Source organism: Kineococcus radiotolerans SRS30216 = ATCC BAA-149, from assembly GCF_000017305.1.
Lineage (GTDB): Bacteria > Actinomycetota > Actinomycetes > Actinomycetales > Kineococcaceae > Kineococcus > Kineococcus radiotolerans.
The window spans coordinates 2,762,396-2,787,212 of sequence record NC_009664.2 but is presented as its reverse complement, the minus strand read 5'-3'; the positions used below and the strand labels follow the sequence as shown (position 1 = coordinate 2,787,212).

23 protein-coding genes are annotated in these 24,817 nt (G+C 75.6%); 10 read left to right on the top strand and 13 right to left on the bottom strand.

The genetic code is table 11. The features are described from left to right. Positions 1-59 precede the first annotated feature (59 nt). Genes KRAD_RS13355 through purD form a run of 3 tightly spaced genes read right to left on the bottom strand, consistent with a single transcriptional unit; the run spans position 60 to position 3,235 of the window. Positions 60-1,076 (bottom strand): hypothetical protein, encoded by a 1,017-nt coding sequence (locus tag KRAD_RS13355; RefSeq protein ID WP_012086151.1) that lies wholly within the window; start codon positions 1,074-1,076, stop codon positions 60-62. 15 nt (positions 1,077-1,091) lie between these two features. After that, the gene (locus KRAD_RS13350; RefSeq protein ID WP_012086150.1) at positions 1,092-1,979 is read right to left on the bottom strand and encodes a phosphoribosylaminoimidazolesuccinocarboxamide synthase; all 888 of its coding nucleotides are present in this window, start codon (positions 1,977-1,979) and stop codon (positions 1,092-1,094) included. Next, positions 1,976-3,235, bottom strand: coding sequence for a phosphoribosylamine--glycine ligase (gene purD / locus KRAD_RS13345; RefSeq protein ID WP_041293208.1), 1,260 nt, complete (start codon positions 3,233-3,235; stop codon positions 1,976-1,978). Before purD ends, KRAD_RS13350 begins: the two co-directional genes overlap by 4 nt. Before the next feature lie 60 nt (positions 3,236-3,295). Here purD and KRAD_RS13340 point away from each other — a divergent pair, with 60 nt between their 5' ends. Further along, entirely contained in the window at positions 3,296-4,387 is a 1,092-nt protein-coding gene (locus KRAD_RS13340) for an FUSC family protein (protein ID WP_049821199.1), read from the top strand. 43 nt (positions 4,388-4,430) lie between these two features. Then, positions 4,431-4,922, top strand: coding sequence for a DUF4383 domain-containing protein (locus KRAD_RS13335; protein ID WP_012086147.1), 492 nt, complete (start codon positions 4,431-4,433; stop codon positions 4,920-4,922). A 43-nt stretch (positions 4,923-4,965) separates the two neighbouring features. Here KRAD_RS13335 and KRAD_RS13330 read toward each other — a convergent pair whose 3' ends face one another. Both KRAD_RS13330 and KRAD_RS24400 read right to left on the bottom strand, forming a co-directional pair. Then, positions 4,966-5,805, bottom strand: coding sequence for a GNAT family N-acetyltransferase (locus tag KRAD_RS13330; protein ID WP_157873595.1), 840 nt, complete (start codon positions 5,803-5,805; stop codon positions 4,966-4,968). 97 nt (positions 5,806-5,902) lie between these two features. Further along, positions 5,903-7,090: a mannosyltransferase family protein gene (locus KRAD_RS24400; RefSeq protein ID WP_157873594.1), complete on the bottom strand. Its 1,188-nt coding sequence runs from the start codon at positions 7,088-7,090 to the stop codon at positions 5,903-5,905. A gap of 119 nt (positions 7,091-7,209) precedes the next feature. Here KRAD_RS24400 and KRAD_RS13320 point away from each other — a divergent pair, with 119 nt between their 5' ends. Together KRAD_RS13320 and KRAD_RS13315 are read left to right on the top strand one after the other, a co-directional pair. Further along, the gene (locus KRAD_RS13320) at positions 7,210-8,193 is read left to right on the top strand and encodes a siderophore-interacting protein (RefSeq protein ID WP_012086144.1); all 984 of its coding nucleotides are present in this window, start codon (positions 7,210-7,212) and stop codon (positions 8,191-8,193) included. A gap of 9 nt (positions 8,194-8,202) precedes the next feature. Then, positions 8,203-9,045 (top strand): siderophore-interacting protein, encoded by an 843-nt coding sequence (locus KRAD_RS13315; RefSeq protein WP_012086143.1) that lies wholly within the window; start codon positions 8,203-8,205, stop codon positions 9,043-9,045. Here the strand turns inward: KRAD_RS13315 and KRAD_RS13310 are convergent. Beyond that, positions 8,949-9,275 (bottom strand): hypothetical protein, encoded by a 327-nt coding sequence (locus KRAD_RS13310; RefSeq protein WP_041292087.1) that lies wholly within the window; start codon positions 9,273-9,275, stop codon positions 8,949-8,951. The two genes, KRAD_RS13315 and KRAD_RS13310, sit on opposite strands and share 97 nt — an antisense overlap. Before the next feature lie 111 nt (positions 9,276-9,386). Further along, positions 9,387-10,256, bottom strand: a complete 870-nt coding sequence (locus KRAD_RS13305; protein WP_012086142.1) for a hypothetical protein — start codon at positions 10,254-10,256, stop codon at positions 9,387-9,389. A 66-nt stretch (positions 10,257-10,322) separates the two neighbouring features. On the opposite strand from KRAD_RS13305, the gene ku reads away from it, so the two are divergent. From ku to KRAD_RS13290, 3 genes are all read left to right on the top strand, one after another. Next, positions 10,323-11,498 (top strand): non-homologous end joining protein Ku, encoded by a 1,176-nt coding sequence (ku, locus tag KRAD_RS13300; RefSeq protein WP_012086141.1) that lies wholly within the window; start codon positions 10,323-10,325, stop codon positions 11,496-11,498. Positions 11,499-11,584: 86 nt separating this feature from the next. Continuing rightward, positions 11,585-11,923 (top strand): bifunctional 3-phenylpropionate/cinnamic acid dioxygenase ferredoxin subunit, encoded by a 339-nt coding sequence (locus KRAD_RS13295; protein ID WP_012086140.1) that lies wholly within the window; start codon positions 11,585-11,587, stop codon positions 11,921-11,923. Positions 11,924-11,961: 38 nt separating this feature from the next. After that, entirely contained in the window at positions 11,962-12,438 is a 477-nt protein-coding gene (locus KRAD_RS13290; RefSeq protein WP_012086139.1) for an Lrp/AsnC family transcriptional regulator, read from the top strand. Between the two features lie 22 nt (positions 12,439-12,460). Here the strand turns inward: KRAD_RS13290 and cut are convergent, their stop codons facing one another. Then, a complete protein-coding gene (cut, locus tag KRAD_RS13280; protein WP_012086138.1) occupies positions 12,461-13,345 on the bottom strand; it encodes a cutinase in 885 nt (294 codons plus the stop codon). A gap of 185 nt (positions 13,346-13,530) precedes the next feature. Between cut and aroC the strand changes: the two genes are divergently transcribed. Next, a complete protein-coding gene (gene aroC, locus KRAD_RS13275) occupies positions 13,531-14,769 on the top strand; it encodes a chorismate synthase (RefSeq protein ID WP_041292085.1) in 1,239 nt (412 codons plus the stop codon). Positions 14,770-14,795: 26 nt separating this feature from the next. Here aroC and KRAD_RS24395 read toward each other — a convergent pair whose 3' ends face one another. Genes KRAD_RS24395 through KRAD_RS13260 form a run of 3 tightly spaced genes read right to left on the bottom strand, consistent with a single transcriptional unit; the run spans position 14,796 to position 17,938 of the window. Further along, positions 14,796-15,845 (bottom strand): GGDEF domain-containing protein, encoded by a 1,050-nt coding sequence (locus tag KRAD_RS24395; RefSeq protein WP_012086136.1) that lies wholly within the window; start codon positions 15,843-15,845, stop codon positions 14,796-14,798. Between the two features lie 47 nt (positions 15,846-15,892). Then, positions 15,893-17,296 (bottom strand): phospholipase D-like domain-containing protein, encoded by a 1,404-nt coding sequence (locus KRAD_RS13265; protein WP_012086135.1) that lies wholly within the window; start codon positions 17,294-17,296, stop codon positions 15,893-15,895. 57 nt (positions 17,297-17,353) lie between these two features. Further along, positions 17,354-17,938 carry a TetR/AcrR family transcriptional regulator gene (locus KRAD_RS13260; RefSeq protein ID WP_012086134.1) on the bottom strand — a complete coding sequence of 195 codons (585 nt, stop codon included), beginning with the start codon at positions 17,936-17,938 and terminating at the stop codon, positions 17,354-17,356. 206 nt (positions 17,939-18,144) lie between these two features. On the opposite strand from KRAD_RS13260, the gene KRAD_RS13255 reads away from it, so the two are divergent. Both KRAD_RS13255 and KRAD_RS13250 read left to right on the top strand, forming a co-directional pair. Next, positions 18,145-21,321 carry an MMPL family transporter gene (locus KRAD_RS13255; protein WP_012086133.1) on the top strand — a complete coding sequence of 1,059 codons (3,177 nt, stop codon included), beginning with the start codon at positions 18,145-18,147 and terminating at the stop codon, positions 21,319-21,321. 52 nt (positions 21,322-21,373) lie between these two features. Next, positions 21,374-23,020, top strand: a complete 1,647-nt coding sequence (locus KRAD_RS13250) for a glycoside hydrolase family 13 protein (RefSeq protein WP_012086132.1) — start codon at positions 21,374-21,376, stop codon at positions 23,018-23,020. Between the two features lie 25 nt (positions 23,021-23,045). Here KRAD_RS13250 and KRAD_RS13245 read toward each other — a convergent pair whose 3' ends face one another. Both KRAD_RS13245 and KRAD_RS13240 read right to left on the bottom strand, forming a co-directional pair. After that, complete coding sequence (locus KRAD_RS13245; RefSeq protein ID WP_012086131.1) at positions 23,046-23,528, bottom strand: GNAT family N-acetyltransferase; 483 nt, start codon at positions 23,526-23,528, stop codon at positions 23,046-23,048. Next, positions 23,525-24,811, bottom strand: a complete 1,287-nt coding sequence (locus tag KRAD_RS13240) for an adenylosuccinate synthase (RefSeq protein ID WP_012086130.1) — start codon at positions 24,809-24,811, stop codon at positions 23,525-23,527. Before KRAD_RS13240 ends, KRAD_RS13245 begins: the two co-directional genes overlap by 4 nt. Positions 24,812-24,817 lie beyond the last annotated feature (6 nt).

The window sequence follows — 24,817 nt, the reverse complement described above, 5'->3', positions numbered from 1 at the left end:
GGCCCCGGCGCAGCCGCCGATCGGGCGGGCCCGCGGGGCGGACGGGTGAAGCGCGGCGCTCAGCGAGGGACCCGGCGCGTCCGCGCCAGGTCGGCGTTCACCAGACCCAGCAGCACCAGGTCGACGAGCAGGCCCGCGGTCGCCGCGAACTGCGAGACGGCGAAGAGGAAGACCTGGGTCAGCAGCAGCGACGTCAGCACCGAGCGCTGGAACGACTCCACCGCGGCCCGCCGGCCGCGACGGGCGCCCTGCCACGACCCCACGACCGTGAACACCAGCGAGAGGGTCGCCCCCAGCAGCACCCCGGCGACCGGGATCCCGTGCGGGGTCCGGCTGTGCCACGCCCCCAGGACCACCACGGCCGCACCGGCGGTCTGGGCCAGCAGCAGGACGCCCATCGCCGGCAGCGCGAACCGCGAGGACGAGACCCGGGCGAAGAGGTCGGCGACGGCCTGCCAGACGCCCTCCAGGCGCTGCGGCACGCCGGGGGTGCGGGTCTCGACGCGTTCGAGCAGCGACCGCAGCTCCCCCACGCCCTCGCGCTCACCCACCGCGTCGAGGGTGCGCAGCACCTCCTGCCGCCGGTGCTCGGACAACCGGCCCGCGAGACCGTCGACGAGGACGTGGGCGGCACCGGCGACGTGCTCGGCGTCGGTGAGGGGGCGCCGACGGCGCAGGGACCGCGCGCCGACGACGAAACCGGTGAACACCACGTACATGATCGCCGCGGAGGGTTCGAAGAAGTAGTCGTTGTCGGAGGTGACGAACTTGCCGACCTCGTCGATGAACAACCCGAAACCCGCACCGCCCACCAGCGCCGCCGCCGCGCGCGGCCCTGGCCCGATGTAGGAGAACTGCAGCCACATCGCCACCAGCATGAGCAGCCCGCCGGGCAGGACGTGGGCGACGTGCAGACCGGTGTCGCCGCCGATCCGCGGGTACCCCGACAGCGCCAGGAACAGCCGGGTGACGAGGATCGTCGACACGGCCGTGACCACGAACGTCGTCAGGTGCTGGACGGCCTTGGCGCTGCGGACGAGGTCGAGGTGGAGCAGGCGGACGAGGAGGCGGCGCACGGGGAACGGTGGTCCTCAGGCGGTGAAGCTCAGGCCCGTCAGCCGCTCGTAGGCGTCGACGTAGCGGGCGCGGGTCTTCTCCACGACCTCGGCGGGCAGTTCCGGCGGCGCCCCGGTCCCCTTCGGGTCCCACCCCGAGGCGGGGGAGGTCAGCCAGTCGCGGACGAACTGCTTGTCGAAGCTGGGCTGGGCGCGGCCCGGTTCCCAGCTCTCGGCCGGCCAGAACCGCGAGGAGTCGGGGGTGAGGACCTCGTCGCCGAGGACGGTGACGCCGTCGGCGGTGCCGAACTCCAGCTTGGTGTCGGCCAGCACGATCCCCCGCTCGCGGGCGAGGCCCTCGGCGCGGCGGTACACGGCGAGGGTCAGCGCGCGCAGCTCGGCCGCGGCGTCGGCGCCGATCGTCGCCGCGACGTGCTCGAAGGAGACGTTCTCGTCGTGCTCGCCGACCTCCGCCTTCGTGGCGGGGGTGAAGATCGGCTCCGCCAGCCGGGAACCGTCGACGAGGCCCGGGGGGAGTTCCAGACCGCACACGGTGGAACTCGCGCGGTACTCGACGAGACCGGAACCGGTGAGGTACCCGCGGGCGACGCACTCGACGGGGAACATGTCCAGCTCGCGGCACACCATGGCCCGCCCGGCGACGGCGGCGGGGACGTCGGTGGAGAGGACGTGGTGCGGGACGACGTCGGCGAGCTGCTCGAACCACCACAGCGACAGCGCGGTCAGGACCTTCCCCTTGTCGGGGACGGTGCTGGTGAGGACGTGGTCGTAGGCGGAGATCCGGTCGCTGGCCACGACGAGGACGGTGCCGTCGCGACCGGCGGAGGGCACGTACAGGTCGCGGACCTTGCCGGAGTAGGTGTGCGTCCAGCCCTCGAGCTCGACGGGACCGGCGGGGCTCACGCCTGCGCCGCCGTCAGCGCGATGTCGCGGCGGAAGCGCCCGCCCTCGAGGTCGACCAGTCCCACGGCCTCGTAGGCCACCGCCCGGGCCGCGGCGAGGTCGGCGCCGACGCCCACGACAGAGAGGACCCGCCCGCCCGAGCTCACGATCCCCGTCCCGTCCGGGGCGGGCGCGGTGCCGGCGTGCAGCACCGCCGCCCCGGCCACGGCGCCGGCGTCGTCCAGGCCGCGCAGCGCGCCGCCGGTGACGGGGGCCTCCGGGTAGCCGGGGGCGGCGACCACGACGGTGACGGCGGCGTCGGGGCGCCAGCGCAGGGCCGGCTGGTCGCCCAGCGTCCCGCGCGCGCAGGCGTCCAGCACCCCGCCCAGCGGGGTGGCCAGGCGGGCCAGGACGACCTGGGTCTCGGGGTCGCCGAAGCGGGCGTTGAACTCGATGACCCGCACCCCGCGCGAGGTGAGGGCCAGCCCGCAGTAGAGGACGCCGCTGAAGGGCGTGCCGCGGCGGGCCATCTCGTCCACCACGGGCTGCGCGATCCGCTCCACGACGAGGCCGGGGAGGTCGCCCGGCGCCCACGGCAGCGGCGAGTAGGCGCCCATGCCGCCGGTGTTGGGGCCCTCGTCGCCGTCGAGGGCGCGCTTGAAGTCCTGCGCGGGGGCGAGGGCCACCACGCTCGCGCCGTCGGTGAGGCAGAAGACGCTGACCTCGGGGCCGTCGAGGAACTCCTCGACGACGACGGGGCCGTGGGCCAGGCAGGCGCGGGCGTGGGCGAGGGCGGCCTCGCGGTCGTCGGTGACGACGACGCCCTTGCCGGCGGCGAGCCCGTCGTCCTTCACGACGTGCGGAGCGCCGAAGGCGTCCAGCGCCGCGGCGACCTCGTCCTCGGTGGTGCACAGGTGCGCCATCGCGGTGGGGACCGCGGCGGCGGCCATCACCTCCTTGGCGAAGGCCTTGGAGCCCTCCAGCCGGGCCGCGTCGGCCGAGGGGCCGAAGCAGGCGACGCCCGCGGCCCGCACCGCGTCGGCGACCCCGGCGACCAGCGGCGCCTCGGGGCCGACGACGACGAGGTCGGCGCCCAGCCGCAGCGCCAGCGCGGCGACGGCGTCGGGGTCGGTGGCCTCGACGGGTTCGACGGGTGCGACGAGCGCGATGCCGGCGTTGCCCGGGGCGGCGACGACGCGCCCCACCCCCGGGTCGTCGAGCAGGGCACGCACGAGTGCGTGCTCACGGGCACCGGAGCCGATGACGAGGACGTCCACGGGCACCGAGGGTAGAGGTTCCCCGGTGCCCCCGAGGACGTCGTGGGAGAGGATCGCCCCGTGCCCCGCACGATCCCGTTCGCCGTCTCCGCCCGCCGACGCACCCGCACGGGCTGGCAGCGGTGGCAGGGCTCCTGGTGGCAGATCGCCCAGTGCGGCCTGGGGGCCGGGATCGCGTGGATGCTGGCCCAGGCGCTGTGGAACCAGCCCTACCCGGTCTTCGCCTGCGTCGCCGTCGTCGTCTGCCTGGGGGTGCAGAACAACCAGCGGCTGCGGCGGGTGGGCGAGCTGGGGGTCGGGGTCACGATCGGGGTGCTGCTGGGGTCGCTGTTCGTGCACTTCGTGGGCCGCGGCCCGCTGCAGATCACGCTCATCGTGACCTCCGCGATGCTCGTCGCCCGGTTCCTGGACTCCGGGATCCTGCTGGTCAACCAGGCCGCGCTGCAGGCGTGCTTCATCGTCGCCTACCCCCCGCAGCAGGGGAGCGGGGGCGCGGCGCGCTGGCTGGACGCCATGACCGGCGTCGTGGTGGCGCTGGCCATCGCGGCGCTGCTGCCCCCGGACCCGCGCCGGGAGCTGCGGGGGCGGGCCAAGGCCTACGCGGGGCAGCTCGCGGACCTGCTGGAGGACAGCGCGGACGCGCTGCGCGCGGGCGACGCCGCGAAGGCGCAGGAGGTGCTGACGCGGGCCCGCGGCAGCCAGACCGAGCTCGACGGGTGGGCGCAGTCGCTCAACGCTGGTCAGGAGGTGCACCGGCTGTCCCCGCTGCGGCGCAGCGGGCGCAGCGAGCTCGCCCAGCAGAAGAAGCTGCTGGCGGGGATGGACCGGGCCACGCGCAACGTCCGGGTCGCGCTGCGGCGGGTCGAGACGGCGCTGCGCTACGACGAGGCGATGCCCGACTCGCTGGCCGAGGCGCTGGAGTCCCTGGCCGCCTCGGTGCGGGCGGTGGGCGAGCCCCCCTACCCGGGCGAGACGGTGCCGCCCTCGGTGGGCGGGCTCCAGGAGCTGGCGGTGACGCTGGGGCCCCGCACGCTCGGGGCGGAGTCGCTGTCGGCGACGGTGGTGGTCGCGCAGCTGCGCTCCACCGTCGTGGACCTGCTGCAGGCGCAGGGGGTCAGCGCCGCCGACGCGCACCGGTTGCTGCCCCGCTGAGCGGGCACGGCGACCCGCGGCGCCGACCTGGGACACTGCCGCCGTGAACGTCACCTCCGCTCCTCCCACGACCGCGCCCGCCGCGGTTCCCGCCCTCGACGCCCCCGCTCCCGCCGGTGGTCCCGTGACGCGCTACGCCCGCGGGGCCGGCGTCCTCGTCACCGCCCTCGGGGTCCTCGGGGCGCTCCCGGGGGCCACGTCGAACTACGACGCCATGGGTCTCTTCCGCTCCGACGCGCACCTGTTCGGCCTCTTCACGACCTCGGCCACCAGCGCGTCGCTGCAGGTCCTGTTCGGCCTGACGGTGCTGGCCTTCTCCGGTTCCCCGCGGCAGGCCCACAAGGCGGTCTGCTGGACCGCCCTCGCGTACCTGGTGGCCGCGGTGGCCGGCGCGGGGCTCGTGGTGAACTCCCCCTCCCCGGTCCTGCCGGTGAACGTGGCGAGCAACTGGCTGCACCTCGGCCTCGGGCTCGCGCTGGCCGTCGGCGCGGCGGCCGCCCGCCGCCGGCACGTGGCGGAGCTGGGCGTCTTCTGAGCCCGTCGCGGGCCGTCGTCCCCGGCGGCCCGCACCGGTCCCCTCAGCCGAGCGGCAGGTCGTAGTAGTCCTCGGTCGTCACCGGGGTGAACCCCAGCGAGGTGTAGAGCCCCAGGGCGCGGGGGTTGTCGACGGCGACCTCGAGGCCGACCGCGCGCGCCCCGTCGCCGAGGAGCTCCCGGCAGACGCGGCGCAGGACGTCGCGGCCGATGCCGCGGCCCTGGGCGCGGGGGTCCACCGCGAAGCCGTAGACGCCGCCGACCCCGTCGTCGAGGGTGAGCCGGACGGTGCCGACGGGTTCGCCGTCGTGCTCCACGACCAGGGTCCGCCCGGAGCCCGTGCCCGGCAGCAGGTGCCCCGGCTCGGAGCCGAAGGCGGCGCCGAGCAGCGCGGTGAGGACGGGGACGTCGTCGTCGGTGGCGGCCCGCAGCGTCGTGCGGGGGTCCTCGGGCCCGGCCCCGGGCGCGCGGTCCAGGCGCAGGGCGTGCTCGGAGTGCGCCAGCGGCGCGCCCAGGCGCCGGGCCAGGTGGTGCCCGGCGCCGGAGGAGCGCGGGACGATGAGCAGCGCCTGCTCCGCGCCGCGCTCGCGGCAGGCCTCGACCGCCGCCGCGAGCAGCGCCGAGCCGATGCCCCGGCCCCGGGCGGCGGGGTCGACGGCCCCCGCGATCTCGACGGCCGGGCCGCCGTGGACGTCGAGGGCGGCGAAGCCCACGACGCGGCCCCCCTCGACCCACAGCAGGTCGTCGGTGCGCTCGCCGGAGCGGTGGCGCAGGTCCTCCCAGTCGATCTTCAGCCGGCCGCCGTCGTGGGCGACGACGCGCCGCACGAGGTCGGCGACGGCGCGCAGGTCGGCGTCGGAGAGGCGGGTCCGGGGTTCGAGCACCGGGGCATCCGACCAACCGGGGACCTCGCGGGTCAACCGGGAATCCCCGGCCCCGGCCCCGGCCCCAGCCGCGGGCGGGGTCCGGGCGGCCGGTGGTTCAGCCCACCCACTCGGCGTGGGTGAAGAGCACCGCCCCCAGCGCCATCACCGCGCCGGAGGCCAGGAGGAGCAGCCCGAACCGGCTCTCCTCGCGCAGGTGGCGCCAGCCGGTGACGGCGAACAGGACGGGGAAGAGGACGATCACGTAGCGGTTGACCGCCTGCAGGTTGCTGTTGAGCGCGACGAACACCAGGGTCCCCAGCGACAGCGCGGTGAACCCGGCGGGCTGGCGCCGCCAGGACGCCGCCGTCACGACGAGGCAGAACAGCCACGCGAACGGCCCGAGGCCGTGGCCGAACAGGTTCTGCACGTCCGGCCCGCCGTCGGCGCCGAACAGCGCGGCCCACTCGCCCAGGACGTGCAGCACCGTCGCGGGGACGTTCGGGTCGAAGACCTGGTAGGCCCAGCCGTGGTCGTAGGCGTGCAGGAACGCCAGCGGGTCCCCCAGCTCCCGTGCGCCGTACCCGAGGTAGGCGAGCAGGCCGGCGGGGGTGAGCAAGAACCACAGGACCCGCCGGTCCACCCGGTGGCCGCGCGCGCCGGGCCGGGTGAGGTACTCGACGAGGACCGCGAGGACCACCACCACGGCCGGGGACCGGCTGGCGGTGAGGAGGGCGAGCAGGGCGCAGGCCCGTCCCCAGTGCTGCCGGCGGGCGTGGTGGAAGGCCGCGAACGTGAGGGCGCAGAACACCGACTCCGTGTAGACCGCGGCGAGGAAGAACGCCGAGGGGCCGGCGAGGAACAGCAGCACGGCGCGCTGGTGCAGCAGGGTCTCCGCCGGGCCGAAGTGGTCGACGGCCAGCCGGCGCAGGTGGGTCAGGGCCACCACCGTCGCCACCGCGCTCACCAGGATCCCGGCGACGGGGTAGGCCAGTCCGGTGCTCGCGACCAGGCGGACGAGGAGGGGGTACAGGGGGAAGAACGCCGGCATCTCGGGCGAGACGTACCCGCGCTCGGCGATGGTCAGGTAGTAGTTCGAGTCCCACCGCACCAGCGACTGCACCCACACCGGGTGGGGCCGCAGGTGGTCGTAGCTGGCGTCGAGGACGACGGGGATCGAGGCGAGGGACACCGTGGTGACGGTGACCACGGCGACCCACCACACGAGGAACGGGCCGAGGACCGCCGCCAGGTCCGGGGCGGCGCGGACGGACCGGGCGCGACCCGCGCGCAACCCCTGGAGCATCCCGCGACCGTAACGGACGGGCCGGTCCGGGCCCGGGGTGACGGAGGCCACGGCGACGGGGGGAGGATCTTCCCAGGATTGTTGGTTAGCCTGTCCTCACACGATCGATGGGGTGAGGCATGAGCACGGACACCACGGCCGCGGTGGGGGTCGAGCGGGAGACCCGGACCGAGCTGGAGCGGGCCTCGTACGCGCTGTTCCCCGTCCGGGTCTCGCGCGTGCAGCGCGTCGGGGCGAGCTTCGCGCGGCTGACGATGAGCTCCCCCGGGCTGGCCGGCTTCGGCGCCGGCGGGCACGACCAGCGGATCAAGCTGCTCCTGCCGCAGCTGCCCCTGGCCGCCCACGACCTCCCCGACGGGGACTGGTACGCGTGGTGGCGGGAGCTGCCCGACGCCGTCCGCCCGGTGATGCGCACCTACACCGTGCGCGCCTTCCGCCCCGCCTCCGCCCGCGCGCAGGCGGAGATCGACGTGGACTTCGTCCTGCACGGCGTCGAGGACGGGCACGCGGGCCCGGCCTCGGCGTGGGCCGCGGCGGCGCGGGTCGGCGACGAGGTCGTGCTGGTCGGCCCCAGCCGCCCCGGGACGGGGCGGATGTGGGGCGTGGAGTGGGCCCCGCCGCCGGAGGCCCGCACGCTGCTGCTGGTCGGCGACGAGACCGCGCTGCCCGCGGTGTCGGCGGTCCTGGAGCAGCTGCCGCCGGGGGTCCGGGCCACCGCCCTGCTCGAGGTCCCCTGCTCGGGCGACCTCACGGGGTTGTCCTCCCCGGCCGACCTGACGGTGGAGTGGTTGCCGCGCAACGGTTCCCACGCCCCCGGCGAGCTGCTGCTGGAGCGGGTCCGGGAGGTCGCGCCGGCCCTGGTGGACGAGGCGTCGCGCACGGTGGCGATCGACTTCGACGACGTCGACCTCGACGCGGGGATCCTGTGGGAGGTCCCCGAGCACGCCGAGGCCGTCGGCCCGGAGTGCCTGTACGCGTGGCTGGCCGGGGAGGCGGGGGTCGTGAAGGCGCTGCGCCGCCACCTGGTCCGCGAGGTCGGGGTGCCGCGCAGCTCGGTGGCGTTCATGGGGTACTGGCGCGAGGGCCGCGCCGAGGGGCAGTGAGGAGACGTGGTGCGCAACCCGTTCAAGCGTGAGCGGCCCGGCGGTCGCCGGCAGCGGCTGGCGGTGGTCCAGCGGACCGAGCGGCTGAGCCCGGGGATGGTGCGGGTGGTCCTGGGGGGCGAGGACCTGTCGGACTTCGCCGTGGAGCAGGCCGACTCCTACGTGAAGCTGGTCTTCCCCGTCGAGGGGGTCGCCTACGACGAGCCGTTCGACGTGGCGCGCATCCGCGAGGAGCGGCCCCGCGCCGAGTGGCCGGTGCAGCGGACGTACACCGTGCGCTCCGTGGCCGACGGGGAGGTGACCATCGACTTCGTCGTGCACGGCGACGAGGGCGTGGCCGGGCCGTGGGCGGCGCGCGCCCGTCCGGGTGACGAGGTCCGGCTCCTGGGGCCGGGCGGGGCCTACTCCCCCGACCCGGGCGCCGCGTGGCACCTGCTCGTCGGGGACGCCAGCGCGCTGCCGGCGATCGCCGCGTCCCTGGAGCACGTGCCCGCGGGCGCGGTGGCGGTCGCCGTGGTGGAGGTCTCCGGCCCCGCCGAGGAGCTGCCCCTGACCTGCCCGGGCGAGCTGCGGCTGCACTGGGTGCACCGGGCGGGGCCGGACCCGGAGGCGCTGGTGGCCTTCCTGCGTTCCCTGGACCTGCCCGCGGGGGCGCCGCAGGCCTTCCTGCACGGGGAGGCCGACACCGTCCGCGCCGTGCGGCGGTGGGCGCGCGCCGACCTCGGGGTGAGCCGGGAGCAGCTGTCGGCCTCGGGCTACTGGCGCCGCGGGCGCACCGAGGAGGGCTGGCGCTCGGAGAAGGGCGAGTGGGTCGCGGCCGCGGAGTCCGACGACGTGACGGCCGGGGTCTGACGCTCGACCAGGTAGCTGTGGCCGCCGACGGTCACCCGCTCCCAGTGGGCGTAGCCGCGGGCGGCCTCCTCGGCCGTGCGCGGTCCCCGCTGGGGGCCCTCGTCCAGCCCGGACACCTGCGCGGGGCCGGTGAAGGAGAAGGCGGCGTCCAGCACGAGGTCGACCCAGCGGTGGCGGGACCGCGGGCGCTGGAGGTCGCGGGGCAGGCCCCGGGTGACGTCGAAGGGCACGACTGGCTCCACTCTGATTCGCACACCAATGGTTCGTGCGTTAATCATCGGTCACCGCGCGCCGGACCTCAACCCCGGCGGGGTCCCCGTGACCGACCCCACACCCGGGCGCTACCCGGGCTCCCCCGCGGCCAGCAGCGCGTCGCACACCGCCAGCAGCCGCACCCGCAGCGGGTCGGCGCGCTCGGCGAACTCCCGCTGGGCCCGGACGTACTCCGCCTTGCCCTCGGGGGTCTCGATGGCCACGGGCGCGTACCCCAGGCCGGAGACGTCGTAGGGCGAGGCGCGCATGTCGAGCACCCGCACGTCGCGGGCGAGCTCGAAGCAGTCCAGCAGCAGTTCCCCCGGCACCGCGGGCGAGAGCTTCATCGCCCACCGGTAGAGGTCCATCGTCGCGTGCAGGCACCCCGGCTGCTCCTGCGCGGGCTGGTCGGTGCGCGTGGGGCGCAGCTCGTTGAGCGGGACGGCAGTGGGGGTGAAGAAGCGGAAGGCGTCGTAGTGGCTGCACCGGATGCGGTGCGACTCCACGACCGCGTCCGTCCCCGCGTGCCCCAGCCGCAGCGGCAGGCCCGCGTGGCGGACCCCCGCGGGCTCGGTGCGGTGGACCATCGCCCACTCGTGCAGCCCGAAGCAGGCCAGCTGCGGAGCGCGCCCGCGCGTCGCGGCCAGCACGTCGCGGGCCAGCCGGACGGTGGGGGCCCGGGACGCGAGCAGCCCCGCCCCGTCGACCCCCACCCCGGCGGGGGAGCTCGCGTAGTGCGCCCAGTCCGCGCGCTCCCCCGCGTCCTCCAGCAGCACCCCGACCCCGGGGTGCCAGCGCGCCAGCCTCCCCGGCGCCCACGAGTAGTAGGTGAAGAGGAAGTCCTCCACCGGGTGCGCCTCCCCCCGGCCGCGGCGCTGCACCGCGGCGGCGGTCAGCTCGTGGGCGCGGCGGGCGTGCGCGGCCTCGCGCTCGCGCCAGACCCCCGCGGGCAGCGCCACCGGTCCCCGGGCGGGGCCGGGACCCAGCCCGTACGGTGGGGATCCGATCTCCGGGAGGGGTACGCCGTGCCGCGCGCCATCTGGAAGGGGGCCGTGTCCTTCGGCCTCGTCAACGTCCCCGTCCGGCTCCACGCCGCGACCGGCGAGCACGACATCCGCTTCCACCAGGTCCACCGTAGCGACGGTGGGCGGATCCGGATGAAGCGGACGTGCTCCGTCTGCGGCGAGGAGATCGCCTACGACGAGGTCGCCAAGGGCTACGAGAGCGTCGACGGCAGGCTCGTCGTGCTCACCGACGAGGACCTCGCGCAGCTGCCCGTGGCCAGCGGCCACGCCATCGAGGTGCTGCAGTTCGTCCCCGCCGACCAGGTCGACCCGGTCCTGCTCTCCAGGCCGTACTACCTGGAGCCCGAGCCGCGCGCGGTCAAGCCCTACGCGCTGCTGCGCGGGGCGCTCGCCGCGACCGACCGGGTGGCCGTGGTGAAGGTCGCGCTGCGCCAGCGCGAGTCGATCGCGGTGCTGCGGGTCCGCGACGACGTGATCGTGCTGCAGACCACCCTGTGGCCCGACGAGGTGCGCCCGGCCGACTTCGAGGCGCTGGGCACCGACGTCGACCTGCGCCCGCAGGAGCTGGCGATGGCCGCCTCGCTCGTGGAGTCCCTCACCGGCGACTTCCACCCCGAGGAGTTCGAGGACGACTACGCGGCCGCGGTGGAGCACCTCGTCGAGGCCCGCCTCGCCGAGGCCGGCGACGCCCCCGCGGTCGCGGGCGACGACGCGTCCACGGCCGACGGGGACGGCGACGACGTGCTCGACCTGCTGACCGCGCTGCAGCGCAGCGTCGAACGCGCCCGCGGCGGGACGGGGGACGCGGCCCCGGCCGGGGGCACCGCGGGCAAGGCCCCGGCGCGGAAGGCGGCCGCGGGGAGGACCACCGCGAAGAAGGCGGCGACGAAGAAGGCCACCGCGAAGAAGGCCACCGCGAAGAAGGCCACCGCGAAGAAGGCCACCGCGAAGAAGGCCACCGCGAAGAAGGCCACCGCGAAGAAGGCCACCGCGAAGAAGGCCACCGCGAAGAAGGCCGGCGCGGAGGTGGTCGCGGTGAAGGAGAGCACCGCCGGGAAGGCCGCGGCGAAGAAGGCCACCGCGACGAGGACCGCGACGGGGAAGACCGCGACGGGGAAGACCGCCGCGAGGAAGACCACCACCGGGAGGGCGGCCCCGGCCCGCAGGAGCGCCTGACGGGCGCGGGCCCGTCCGGGTGGCCCGGTGCGGCCCGGGTGGCAGGATCACCCCGACCTGCCCGTGAGCCGTGAGGAGTTCGACCCGTGCCTGCTGGAACCCGGATCGTGGCGTGCGCGCTGGCGGACCTGCCCCCCGGTGAGGTGGTCCGCGTGGACCGCCCGGAGCTCACCGCCCCCGTGTCGGTGTTCAACGTGGAGGGCGAGCTGTTCGCCATCGACGACGCCTGCACCCACGCCGACGAGTCGCTGTCGGAGGGCTGGGTGGAGGACTGCGCGGTGGAGTGCCCCCGGCACGCCTCCGCGTTCGACCTGCGCACGGGCGAACCCTCCGGTCCGCCCGCCCTCGTCCCCGTCCGCACCCACCTCGTCGAGGTCGTGGGGGACGACGTGGTCGTCGAGGTCGGGACTCCGCGCCCCGAGTGAGCACATTGTCCGCTCGGTAGCGCCCCCGATGCGTCAAGATGTCACTCGTGCGCCGCCTCGACACCATCGATGCCCGGATCCTCCTCGCCCTGGACGAGGATCCGCGCGCGACCGTGCTGGGTCTCTCGCGCCAGCTGGGCCTGGCCCGGGGGACGGTCCAGGCGCACCTGGAGCGGCTGGAGTCCGACGGCGTCCTGCACCGGTTCTCCCGCCGGCTGGCCCCCGCCGCCCTGGGCTTCTCCGTGTCGGCGTTCGTCATGATCGAGATCCACCAGGGGCAGCAGGACGACACCCTGCGCCGGCTGCGGGAGACCCCCGAGGTCCTCGAGGTCCACGGGATCACCGGTGACGGGGACCTGATGTGCCGCGTCGTGGCGCGCGACGCCGACGACCTCTACCGGGTGGGTCAGGAGCTGCTGTCCATCCCCGGCGTCGTGCGGACCCGGACCTCGCTGGCCATGCGCGAGCTCGTGCCCTACCGGGTCGACCCGCTGCTCAGCGACCTCGCCGACTGAGCGGCGAGGTCGCGGCACGCGGTCAGCAGGCGGTGACGAGCCGCCAGCCGCCCTCGACCTGCTGCAGCGAGACGACGTTGTAGCTGCTCGTGGCGCCGAGGCTGTCGCGGGAGCCGCGCGCGTAGGCGCGCCCGTACAGGCTGACCGCCCGGTCGGCGGCGACGTGGTCGCGGGTGCTGTCGCGCACGCAGGTGGTGGGCACCGGGGTCGGGGTGGGCGTGGGGGTCGGGGTCGTGGGCGTGCCGGCCGCGCGCACCAGGCCCGCCGCGAAGCGCGCGCCGTCGGTCGTCGACCCGTTGCTCGCGTAGCTGAGGTGGCCGCCGGTGCCGGTCTTCGGGGCGCTGCCGCAGACGGAGTCGCTGCTGTTGCAGTAGTCCTTGGACTTCGGCCCGTAGGTGGAGCTGGCGGTGGCGATGGTGCGCCCGCTCAGGCCCAGGGGGTTGCCGAACACCACGACCGCCGCGACCCGCCCGGCGAGCTCGGCCGGGACCGGGGTGCCGGTGGTGGTGCCGGTGCGGATGCCGAGGGCGATGTCGGTGACGGTGGCGCCCTGGGAGTAGCCGCCGAGGACGAAGCGCGTCGAGGGGCAGGCCGCGGCGACCTCGCGCACGTGCGCGCTCATGGCGGTGGCCCCGGGGCCGGCGCTGGCCTGGGAGCTGCTCGCGGCGTAGTCCACGGCGTGGGAGGTGACGGTGCGGTCGGACAGCTCGCCGGTCAGCGAGCGCACGAAGGGCCCGCCGACGACGCCCAGGCCGGGGGTCTCCCCGGTGCCGCGGGCGAAGACGACGTCGACGTCGGAGCAGGTGGCCGCGGCGGCCGGGGAGCTGCCGGCGAGCAGCGCGGCGCCGGTGGCGGCGACGACCGCGGCGGCGGAGGCGAGGCGGTGGGAGGGGCGAGCACGCAGCACGGGGTTCTTCCTTCACGACGTGGGGGCGCCGGCGGTCCGGAGCCGGCGGGTACCGGCACCGCTCGGACGCCGCACAGCCTGCCCGCCGCCACCACCGGGTGCAACCACCCGCGGCCCCCGGGGCGCCCGGCCCCGAGCCCCCCGCGGTGGGGGCGGGTGCTCCGGCGGTGCGGCAGAATCATGGGGTGCTGCGCTGGCTGACCTCTGGTGAATCCCACGGACCCGCGCTGGCGGGGATCCTCGAGGGCCTCCCGGCCGGTGTGGAGGTCGACAGCGCCCGGATCCGCGCCGCCCTGGCCCGCCGCCGCCTCGGGCACGGGCGCGGGGCCCGGATGAACTTCGAGCAGGACGAGCTGGAGGTCATCGGCGGCATCCGCCACGGCCTCACCCAGGGCGGCCCGGTCGCGCTGCGCATCGGCAACACCGAGTGGCCCCGCTGGTCGGAGGTCATGGCCGCCGACCCCGTCGACGCCGAGGGCCGCCGCTACGACGAGCCGGGCCGGTTGCCCGCCCGCGGCCGCTCCGCCCCCCTGACCCGCCCCCGCCCGGGCCACGCCGACCTCACCGGCATGCAGAAGTACGGCTTCGACGACGCCCGCCCCGTCCTGGAGCGCGCCTCCGCGCGCGAGACCGCGACCCGCGTCGCCCTCGGCGAGGTGGCCCGCGCCTTCCTGGAGCAGGCGGTGGGGGCCGAGGTCGTCTCCCACGTCGTCTCGCTGGGCACCGTCGACGCGCCGGCGGGCGTCGTCCCCGGGCGCGGCGCGCGCGACGCCGTCGACGCGGACCCGGTCCGCTGCGTGGACCCCACCGCCAGCGCGGCCATGGTCGCCGAGATCGACGAGGCGCACACCCAGGGCGACACCCTCGGCGGGGTCGTCGAGGTCGTCGTGCACGACCTGCCCCCGGGCCTGGGTTCCTACGTGCACTGGGACCGCAAGCTCGACGCCCGCCTGGCCGCGGCGCTCATGGGCATCCAGGCCATCAAGGGCGTCGAGGTCGGCGACGGCTTCGAGACCGCCCGCCGCCGGGGTTCGCAGGCCCACGACGAGATCGAGCGCACCGACGGCGGTTCCGACGCCGGGGGGATGACCGTGCGCCGGCGCACCGACCGCGCGGGCGGCATCGAGGGCGGGATGACCAACGGCGAGGTCCTGCGGGTGCGGGCGGCCATGAAGCCCATCTCGACGGTGCCGCGGGCCCTGGACACCGTCGACACCGCCTCCGGCGGTGCGGCGCAGGCGATCGCGCAGCGTTCCGACGTCTGCGCCGTGCCGGCGGCCGGGGTCGTGGCCGAGGCCATGGTGGCGCTCGTGCTCGCCGACGCCGTGCTGGAGAAGTTCGGCGGCGACACCGTCGCGCAGGTCCGGGCGAACGTCGCGTCGTACCTGGACGGCCTGACGATCCGCGTCGCCGCCACCGACTGAACCCGCGGGGCGCCCGCCCGGCGTCCTCAGCCGTCGTCGTCCCGGGCGCGGGTGCCCTTGGCCTCGTACAGGGCGGCGTCGGCGTCGGCGTACAGCTGCTCGAGACCCCGGTCGGGGTCGTAGACCGCGGTGCCGGTGGACACGGTGACCGGCCACCCGGCCACCGGCTCGTCCCCGACGACGTGGCGCAGGCGCCGCGCCAGGTGCTCGGCCGCGGCCAGGTCGGTGTCGGGCAGCAGGACGGCGAACTCGTCCCCGCCCACGCGCGCCAGCAGGTCGGGGCGCCGGATGGTGTCCTGGAGGCGGGCGGCGATCTCGGTGAGGACGGCGTCGCCGGTCCGGTGCCCGGCGACGTCGTTGATGCGCTTGAAGGAGTCCACGTCGATCAGCGTCATGGCCAGGTCGCCCCCGTGGCGCTCCAGGCGGGCGACGTGGTCGGCGAGCACCTCCCGCACCCGCCGGCGGTTGGCCGCACCGGTGAGGACGTCGGTGCGCGACTGCTCGTGCAGCCGCCGGGTGAGGTCCTCCAGCCGGGCCCGGGACGCCTCCAGCTCCTGCACGGTGGTGCGCAGCGTCAGCTCGGTCGAGACCACGGCGGCCAGGTCCTCCAGCAGCCGCAGGTCGTCCTCCGACCACGACCGGGGCGCGAAGTCGGCGGCGCAGAAGGCCCCCAGGACGTGCTCGCCGTGGCGCAGGGGGTAGCCCGCGTAGGCCCCGGCCCCCATCTCGAGCACCGCCGCGTGCTCGCGGTAGGCGGGGTCCTGGCGCGCGTCGAAGAGGACGACCGGGCCGTCGCCGCGGACGACCTGGACGCAGAGGGAGTGCGACAGCGGGGTGGTGCGCAGCGACGCCCACGGCTCGGGCAGGCCCACCGCCGCCTGGATGACCTCCTCCTCGGCGGTGATGAAGGAGACCATCGCCACCGGGACGTCCAGGACCCGCGCGGCCATCGCCACCAGCCGCTGCAGCCCGTCGCCGCCCCCGTCGGCCGCACCGGCCCGCACCGCTCCGGAGACCGCGGCCAGGCGCTCCGCCTCGGCCAGCGGTCCCGGCGGCGGGGGTGGTGACGGGGACACGCGCCCATGGTCGACCTGCGCGAACCGATGGGCAAGGGCCCGCCGCGCTACTGGAGGGCGGCGGTGAGCCGCATGACGTTGTCCAGGTAGCGCCGCCGGTACGGCCGCTGCGACCACGCCTCCGGCGTGAGTTCCCGCGAGCGGGCGCGGTAGCCGTCGACGACCTCGCTCAGCTGGCGCACGAAGTCCGGTTCCAGCCCCAGCAGCGACACCTCGTAGTCGAGGTTGAAGGAGCGCATGTCCATGTTGCTGGAACCGATGACCGCCCGGGCGCCGTCCACGACGAGGACCTTGCTGTGCAGCACCGCCGGGTACGGGAGCCGGTGGATGCGGACCCCGGCCCGCAGCAGGGTCGCGTAGTAGGAGCACTGGGCGTGGTGGACCATGAACTGGTCGGCGCGCTCGGAGACGAACAGCTCGACCTCGACCCCGCGGTAGGCCGCGGTGGTGATGGCCTGCTCCAGGCTCTCGTCGGGGACGAAGTAGGGGCTGACGATCGAGACCCGGCGGGTCGCGGCGTGGATCAGGGCGGTGAACATCCGCAGGTTCGGTTCGGTGGGGAACCCCGGCCCGGAGGGGACGACCTGGAAGGCGCCGGTCGAGCCGCCCGGCACCGTGTGCGCGGTCGGGGTGGCGACCTCGTCGAGGACCTCCCCCGTCTCGGCGTACCAGTCGGTGGCGAACACGGCCTCCAGCGACTGCACGACGGAACCGGTGAGTTCCACGTTGAGGTCGACCCAGCGCCGGCCCGCGCGGACGTTCTTGCGGACGAGGTACCCGGGGTCGATGAGGTTCTGCGACCCGACGAAACCCGTCCGGCCGTCCACGACGACGAGCTTGCGGTGGTTGCGCAGGTCCGGGCGGCGCCACCGCCGGCGCAGCGGGTCGATCGGCATCATCCGGTGCCACTCGACGCCGTCGGCGGTGAGGCGCCGGTTCATGGCCGCGTGGCCGGGGTACCGGCGCGCGCCGAGGTGGTCGTAGAGGAAGCGGACCCGCACCCCGCGGGCGACGGCGTCGCGCAGGGCGTCGAAGAACGGTTCCGTCGTCGCGTCGAGGGCGGCGATGTAGAACTCGACGTCCACGGTGCGCTCCGCCGCTGCCACGGCGGCGCAGAGGGCGGCGACGAACTCCCCGTCGGGCAGCAGCCGCCGGTGGTCACCCGAGACGCACGGCAGGGCGGTGAGCCGCCGGTTCAGCTCCAGCACCGAGGCCAGGTGCTCGTCGGCCACGAACCCCGGCGGCAGGTCCGGCAGTTCCTCGACCCGCTCGGCGATGGCCCGGTTCGCCGCCTCCTGCACCCGGTGGCGGCGGCCGGTCACGTAGGGGCTGCCCAGCAGGAAGAACAGCGGCAGGCCCACGACGGGCAGGAAGAGGATGAGCAGCAGCCACGCCGACGACGACCCGGGGCGCCGGTTCTCCGGCACGCTGCCGACGGCCCAGGCCTTCACCAGGAAGTCGACGACGACGAGCAGCTCGCTGAGGAGGGCGATCGTGATCAGCGGGACTCACCCCCTGGAGGCCCTGCGCGGCAGCAGGAGCTGCCGCCCGACGTCCATGACCATCGCGCGCAGGGCGTCGTCGTCGACGTCGCCGCAGGTGGGGTCGGCCAGCGGCCCGATGACCCCGGAGAGGAAGAAGGCCACCGCGACGCGGCGCCCGGGCTCGGCGTCGGGCCCGGCGAGCAGCTCGCGCATCTCCCCGCCGACCTCGCGCATCCGCGGGTGGTGCTCGTGCAGGTGGGCGATGACCGGGTCCACGGCCGTGACGACGTACATCCGCCGCGCGTCGACGACGAGGTCGACGAGGCCCTCGAGGACGGTCTCGACCTGCGCCCGCCGCCCCCGGCGGGTCCGGGCGTGCTCGAGGACCTCGGAGACCCGGTCGAGGAAGGGGGTCACCACCCCGACGACGAGCTCCTCCTTGGTGCGGTAGTGGTGGTAGACGGCGGCCTTGGTCACGCCCATCTCGTCGGCGATCATCTGCAGCGACGTCCCGTTGACCCCGTGGTCGGCGAAGAGCCGCAGGGCGGCCTCGTGCAGCCGCGTCCGCCCGGGGCCCGCGGGGCGGGCGTCGCCGACCGTCGCCGTCATGGATCTCCCGTCCGGTGCCTGGTGGCCGTCCTCGCCACTGTATCCGCAGGCACGACTCACGGCGGTCAGGAACTAGCCGATCGGCTAGGCCGTTCCCTTGGACGGGCCCCCGGGACCGGGGTACCGTCGATCAGCCGATCAGCCAGGACGGAACGTCGCCACCGGAGCCGACGGTTCTCGTGACGACCCGCGAAGGAGCCACCCCGATGGCAACCCTGCTGTACCGACTGGGGCGGTTCAGCGCCCGCCGCCACTGGCTGGTGCTGGCCGTCTGGGCCGTGCTGCTGGCCGTCCTGGGGGGCCTGGCCTACGGCGTCGAGAAGACCGCCGCGACGGACACCAGCTTCTCCATCCCGGGCACGGAGGCCAGCGAGGGGCTGGACCTCGTCGAGGAGAAGTTCTCGGCCGGGGCGAACGACGCGACCGCCACCGTCGTGTTCCAGGCGCCGGCGGGCCAGACCCTCACCACCGCCGAGAACGCCGGCGCCCTCCAGGGCGTCCTCGCGCAGCTGCGCGGCATAGAGGGCGTCGTCTCCGTCAGCGACCCGCTCGCGCCCCAGACCCCGATGGTCTCGCGCGACCAGACGATCGCCTCCTCGACGGTCACCTTCGACGGGCTGGTCGGGGACGTCACCCCCGAGCAGGTCGAGGCGCTGCAGGCGGCCACCGACCACGACGCCGGCCCCGTCCGCGTCGAGATGACGTCGCAGGTCGTGACGACCGAGGCCGGGCACACCAGCGAGGCGATCGGGGTCGCCGTCGCGGCCCTCGTGCTCGTCCTCACCTACGGGGCGCTGGCCGCGGCGGGCGCGAACCTGCTGACCGCCGGGATCGGCGTCGGCGCCGGGATCCTCGGCATCACGGCGCTGGGCAACGTGGTCTCCCTCTCCGCCACGACCCCGGCGCTGGCCGGGATGCTGGGGCTGGCCGTCGGCATCGACTACGCGCTCTTCGTCTTCGCCCGCACCCGCACCGAGCTGCGGCGCGGGGTGGGCCTGGACCAGGCCATCGCCAAGGCCACCGGGACGGCCGGCACCGCCGTCGTCTTCGCCGGCACGACGGTCGTCATCGCCCTCGTCGGGCTGTCGGTGGTGAACATCCCGTTCCTCACCCAGATGGGGCTGGCGGCCGCGGCGACCGTCGCCATCGCCGTCGTCGTGGCGCTGACCGCGGTGCCCGCCTTCCTCAAGGTGCTGGGCCTGAGGGTCCTGCCGAAGAAGGAGCGCCACCGCGACCCGGCGGGTCTGCGCGCGGCCGCGGAGAGCGACGACCACGCCCTGGCCGACCTGGCCGGGCCCGGGCTGCTGGGCCGCTGGGCCCGCGGCGTGACCGGGCACCCGGTCCTGGCGCTGCTCGCCGCGGTGGTCCTCGTCGGAGCGGTCGCGATCCCGGTCGCCTCGATGCGCACCGCGCTGCCCTCGGCGGAGAACGACGACCCGGCCAGCTCCTCGCGCCAGGCCTACGACCTGCTGGTGCAGGGCTTCGGCCCGGGCTCGCAGTCCACCCTCATCGTCCTCGTGAACGGCGACGACGCCGCCGCCGTGGCCACCGCGGCCGGTGAGGTGGCGACGCGGGTGCAGGGCCTCGACGACGTCGCCGCGGTGCTGCCCGGGATCCCCTCGGCCGACGGGACCGCGCAGCTCATCACCGTCGTCCCCGCCAGCGGGCCGACCGACGAGAAGACCAGCGAGCTGGTCCGCGACCTGCGCTCCGCGACGTCGGGCACCGACGGCGCCGAGGTCCTCGTCACCGGCCAGACGGCGCTGGACATCGACGTCACCGACTCCCTGAACGACGCGCTGCCGGTCTACATCGCGCTCATCGTCGTCCTCGCCCTGTTCCTGCTGATCATGCTGTTCCGCTCGCTGGCGGTGCCGCTGCTGGCCACCGTCGGGTTCCTGCTCTCCCTGGGCGCGAGCCTCGGCGCGGTGGTGGCGATCTACCAGTGGGGCTGGCTCTCCGACGTGTTCGGCGTCGCCCAGCCCGCGCCGCTGCTGAGCTTCATGCCGGTGCTGGTCGTCGGCATCCTCTTCGGCCTGGCGATGGACTACCAGATGTTCCTGGTCTCGGCGATCCACGAGCAGCACGCCCACGGCCGCCGCCCCAAGGACGCCGTCCTCGCCGGGTTCCGCCGCTCGGGCCCCGTCGTCGTCGCGGCGGCGCTCATCATGTCCGGCGTCTTCGTCGGCTTCGCCACCAGCGGCGACCAGATCATCGGCTCGATCGGGATGGCCCTGACCGTCGGCGTCCTGGCCGACGCCCTCGTCGTCCGCATGGTCATCATGCCCGCGGCCCTGACCCTGCTGGGCGACGCCGCGTGGTGGATGCCGCGCTGGATGCAGCGGCTGGTCCCCAACGTCGACGCGGAGGGCCGCAGCCTCGAGGCGCTGCTGGCCGCCGGAGACACCGGAGCCACCGCCACCGCCACCGCCCCCGCCCCCGAGGCGGCCCCGAGCCGCGCGGACAGCCCCGCGGAGGTCCCCGTCCCGCGCGAGGAACGCCGCCACCCCGTGGACCCGGCGCTGGCGGCGACCCCGCACGGGATGCCCGCCGAGCAGCGGGTGGCCCGCGTGGCCGCGGACCTGCCGCTGGGGATCGTCGGGCTGGTCACCGACCCCGCGGGCCACCCCCTGGCCGGGGCCGCGCTGACGATCACCGACCAGGCCGGGCGGCAGGTCGCGCGGGCCGGCTCCGACGAGGTGGGCCTCTACGAGCTGCCGCTGACGGCGGGCGGGACGTTCGTGCTCATCGTCGCCGCCGCCGAGGCGCGGCCCGCCGCGCACCTGGTCGCGGTGTCCGACCGCACCGTGCGCCACGACGTCCGGCTCGTCGGCAACGCCGCCCTGCACGGGGTGCTGACCGGCGCGGACGGGACGCAGCCGGTCGGCGGCGGGGTGCTGACCCTGCTGGACGTGCGCGGCGACGTCGTCGCCACCACCCGCTCCGACGCCTCCGGCCAGTACCGGTTCGGCGACCTCGTCGCCGGCAGCTACATCCTCAGCGTGCTCGGGGAGTCCTTCCGCCCGGTCGCCCAGGCCGTCGAGGTCGGCCCCGGCGCCGACCTCGCCGTCGACGTCCGGCTCAGCCACGGGGGCCGGCTCATCGGCCAGGTCTCCGCGGGCAGCGACGGGCGCGGCGTCCCCGAGGCGTCGGTGACGCTGGTCGACGACGGGGGCGCCGTCGTCGACAGCGCCACCACCGACACCGGGGGCTCCTTCCACTTCGACGACCTCTCGCAGGGCCGGTACACCCTCACCGCCGCCGGTCACCCCCCGGTCGCGACGGCCGTGGAGGTCGAGGAGGGCGGGCACCGCGAGGTCACCGTCGAGCTCGGCGGCCCGCGCCGGGCGGACGGGGGGCCCGGCTCCCCCGCCGCGCGCTGACCGCCGGGGCGCGGGGCGTGCGGTCGCGGGGCCGGGCGGGCACAGTGATCCGGTGATCGACCCGCCCGTCCCGTGGTGGCGGACCGCCGCCGTCTACCAGGTCCTCCCCCGCAGCTTCGCCGACGGCGACGGCGACGGCCTCGGCGACCTCGCCGGGCTGCGGGCGCGGCTGCCGCACCTGGCCGGGCTCGGCGTGGACGCGGTGTGGGTGAACCCCTGGTACCCCTCCCCGCTGGCCGACAACGGCTACGACGTCGACGACTACCGCGACGTCGACCCCGCGCTGGGCGGCCTGGAGGAGGCCGAGGCGTTCCTGCGGGAGGCCCACGAGCTGGGCCTGAAGGTCCTGCTGGACATCGTCCCGAACCACACCTCGAGCACCCACGCGTGGTTCCGGGCCGCGCTGGCCGGGGACGCCCGGGCCCGGGCGCGGTACCTGTTCCGCCCCGGCCGGGGCGCGGACGGCGAGCTGCCGCCCAACGACTGGGAGAGCTGCTTCGGGGGCCCGTCGTGGACGCGGGCGCCCGGCCCGGACGGGCGCCCGGGCGAGTGGTACCTGCACTCCTTCGCCCCCGAGCAGCCGGACCTGGACTGGCGCAACCCCGAGGTCCGCGCCGAGTTCGTCGACGTGCTGCGGTTCTGGTTCGACCGCGGGGTCGACGGCTTCCGCGTCGACGTCGCCCACGGGCTGCTGAAGCAGGACGGGCTGCCCGACGCCCTCGGCCGCGACCGGCGCACCGAGGAGCACCCGGGCTGGGACCAGGACGAGGTGCACGAGGTGTACCGGGAGTGGCGCGCGGTGGCCGACGCCTACGACCCGCCGCGGGTCTTCGTCGCCGAGGCGTGGGTCGCCCGCCGCGAGCGCCTGCCGCTGTACCTGCGCCCCGACGAGCTGCACATGGCCTTCGAGTTCGACCCCCTGCACGTGGCCTGGCGGGAGGGGCCGTGGCGGCGGGTGGTCGAGCGCGGGCTCGCCGTCGCGGAGCTGACCGGGGCCCCGAGCGCGTGGGCGCTGACCAACCACGACGTGGTGCGCCAGGTCACCCGCTACGCCCGTTCCCAGCCGCCCGAGCACGGCTCGAACGTGACCGAGCGGGCGCGCTGGGGCGAGGAGGTGCCGGACCTGGCCCTGGGCCGGGCCCGGGCCCGGGCGGCGTTCCTGCTGACCGCGGCGCTGCCCGGTCTGGTGTACGTGTTCAACGGCGAGGAGCTGGGGCTGGAGGAGGTCGAGGACCTGCCCGACGCGCTGCGCCGCGACCCGATCCACACCCGTTCCGGCGGCGCCGACCCCGGGCGGGAGGGGTCCCGGGTGCCGCTGCCCTGGTCCGGGGACCGGCCGCCGTTCGGGTTCTCCCCGCCCGGCTCGCCCGCGCCCGCGTTGCCGCAGCCGGCGGGCTGGGCGGCGCTGAGCGCGCAGGCCCAGGACCGCGACCCGGCCTCCACGCTGAACCTCTACCGCCGGGTGCTGCACCTGCGGCGCGAGCTGGTGGCCGCGGCGGACCCGCTGCGCTGGGACGAGGCCCCCGAGGGGGTGCTCGCCTACGCGCGCGGGACGACCCGCGTGTGGGTGAACTTCGGCCCCGGCGACGTCGAGCTGCCGGCCGGGGTGGAGGTCCTCGTGCGCTCGGGCCCGGGGCCCGGGGGCGTGCTGCCGGTGGACACCGCCGCGTGGTTCGTGCCCGCCCGGCCGCCGCGCTGAACCGCGCCCGCGGCGGGGGTGCGCCTCAGGCGGAGGCGGGCCGCAGCATCGGCACGTGCGGGATGGCGTCTTCCACGAACCGCGGGCCGGACGCGGCGAACCCGAACCGGGCGTACCAGTGCTCCAGGTGGGCCTGGGCGTCGAGGACGACGTCCACCCCGGGCAGGAGTTCCAGCGCCCGGCCCATCAGGGCCGCCGCCACCCCGGCCCCGCGGAACGGCGCGGCGGTGGCCACCCGCCCGATCCGGCCGCGGCCGTCGGGGTCGCGCAGGACCCGCAGCGTCGCGACGGGGACCCCGCCGGCCCCGGCGGTGTCGCCGGTGGTCTCCGCCCACACGTGCACGCAGTCCGGTTCGAGGTCGCGGCCGTCGAGCTCGGGGTAGGCGCACTCCTGCTCGACGACGAACACGTCGACCCGCAGCCTCAGCAGCGCGTAGAGGGTCGCGGGCGGGAGGTCGGCCAGGGCCGCCTCCCGCACCGCGAACCCTGGGGCGGGGGTGGGACTCATCCGAGGAGGTCGTGCCGCACGACGGTCTGCTCGCGGTCCGGCCCGACCCCGACCGCGGAGATGCGGGAACCGGAGATCGCTTCGAGGGCCTCGACGTAGGCCTGCGCGTTCTTGGGCAGGTCCTCCATCGACCGGGCGCCGGTGATGTCCTCGGTCCAGCCGTCGAAGAACTCGTAGATCGGCTTCGCGTGGTGGAAGTCGCTCTGGGACATGGGGATCTCGTCGTGGCGGACCCCGTCGACGTCGTAGGCGACGCACACCGGGATGCGCTCCCAGCCGGTGAGGGTGTCCAGCTTGGTGAGCACGAAGTCGGTGACCCCGTTGATGCGGGCGGAGTAGCGGGAGATGACCGCGTCGTACCAGCCGGTGCGGCGCGGGCGCCCGGTCGTGGTGCCGAACTCGCCGCCGTCCTGGCGCAGCTTCTCGCCGTCGGCGTCGAGGAGCTCCGTCGGGAACGGGCCCTCGCCCACGCGCGTGGTGTACGCCTTGACCACGGCGACGATGCGGTCGACGCGGTTCGGGGGGATCCCCGCCCCGGTGCAGGCCCCGGCCGCCGTCGCGTTCGAGGACGTGACGTAGGGGTAGGTGCCGTGGTCGATGTCGAGCATCGTGGCCTGCCCGCCCTCGAAGAGGACGATCTCGTCGCGGTCCAGCGCCCGCGACAGCTCCAGGCTGACGTCGGTGACCATGGGCGCGATGCGGTCGCGGAACGAGAGCAGGTTCTCCACGGTCTCGTCGACCGACACCGCGCGGCGGTTGTAGACCTTCAGCAGCAGGTGGTTCTTCTGGTCGAGGGCGCCCTCGACCTTCTGGCGCAGGATGGACTCGTCGAAGAGGTCCTGCACCCGGATCCCGATGCGGTTGATCTTGTCGGCGTAGGTGGGGCCGATGCCGCGGCCGGTGGTCCCGATCTTCCGGCTGCCGAGGAAGCGCTCCGTGACCTGGTCCAGCACCCGGTGGTAGGGGGCGATGACGTGGGCGGAGGCGGAGAGCAGGAGCTTGGAGCAGTCGACGCCGCGCGCGGTGAGCGCGTCGATCTCCTCGAAGAGCACCGAGAGGTCCACCACGACGCCGTTGCCGATGACCGGGGTCACGCCGGGGGTGAGGATCCCGCTGGGCAGCAGGTGCAGGGCGTACTTCTCGTCCCCGACCACGACGGTGTGCCCGGCGTTGTTGCCGCCGTTGAACTTCACCACGTAGTCGACCCGTGCGCCGAGGGCGTCGGTGGCCTTGCCCTTGCCCTCGTCCCCCCACTGGGCGCCGACGAGCACGATCGCGGGCATGACATC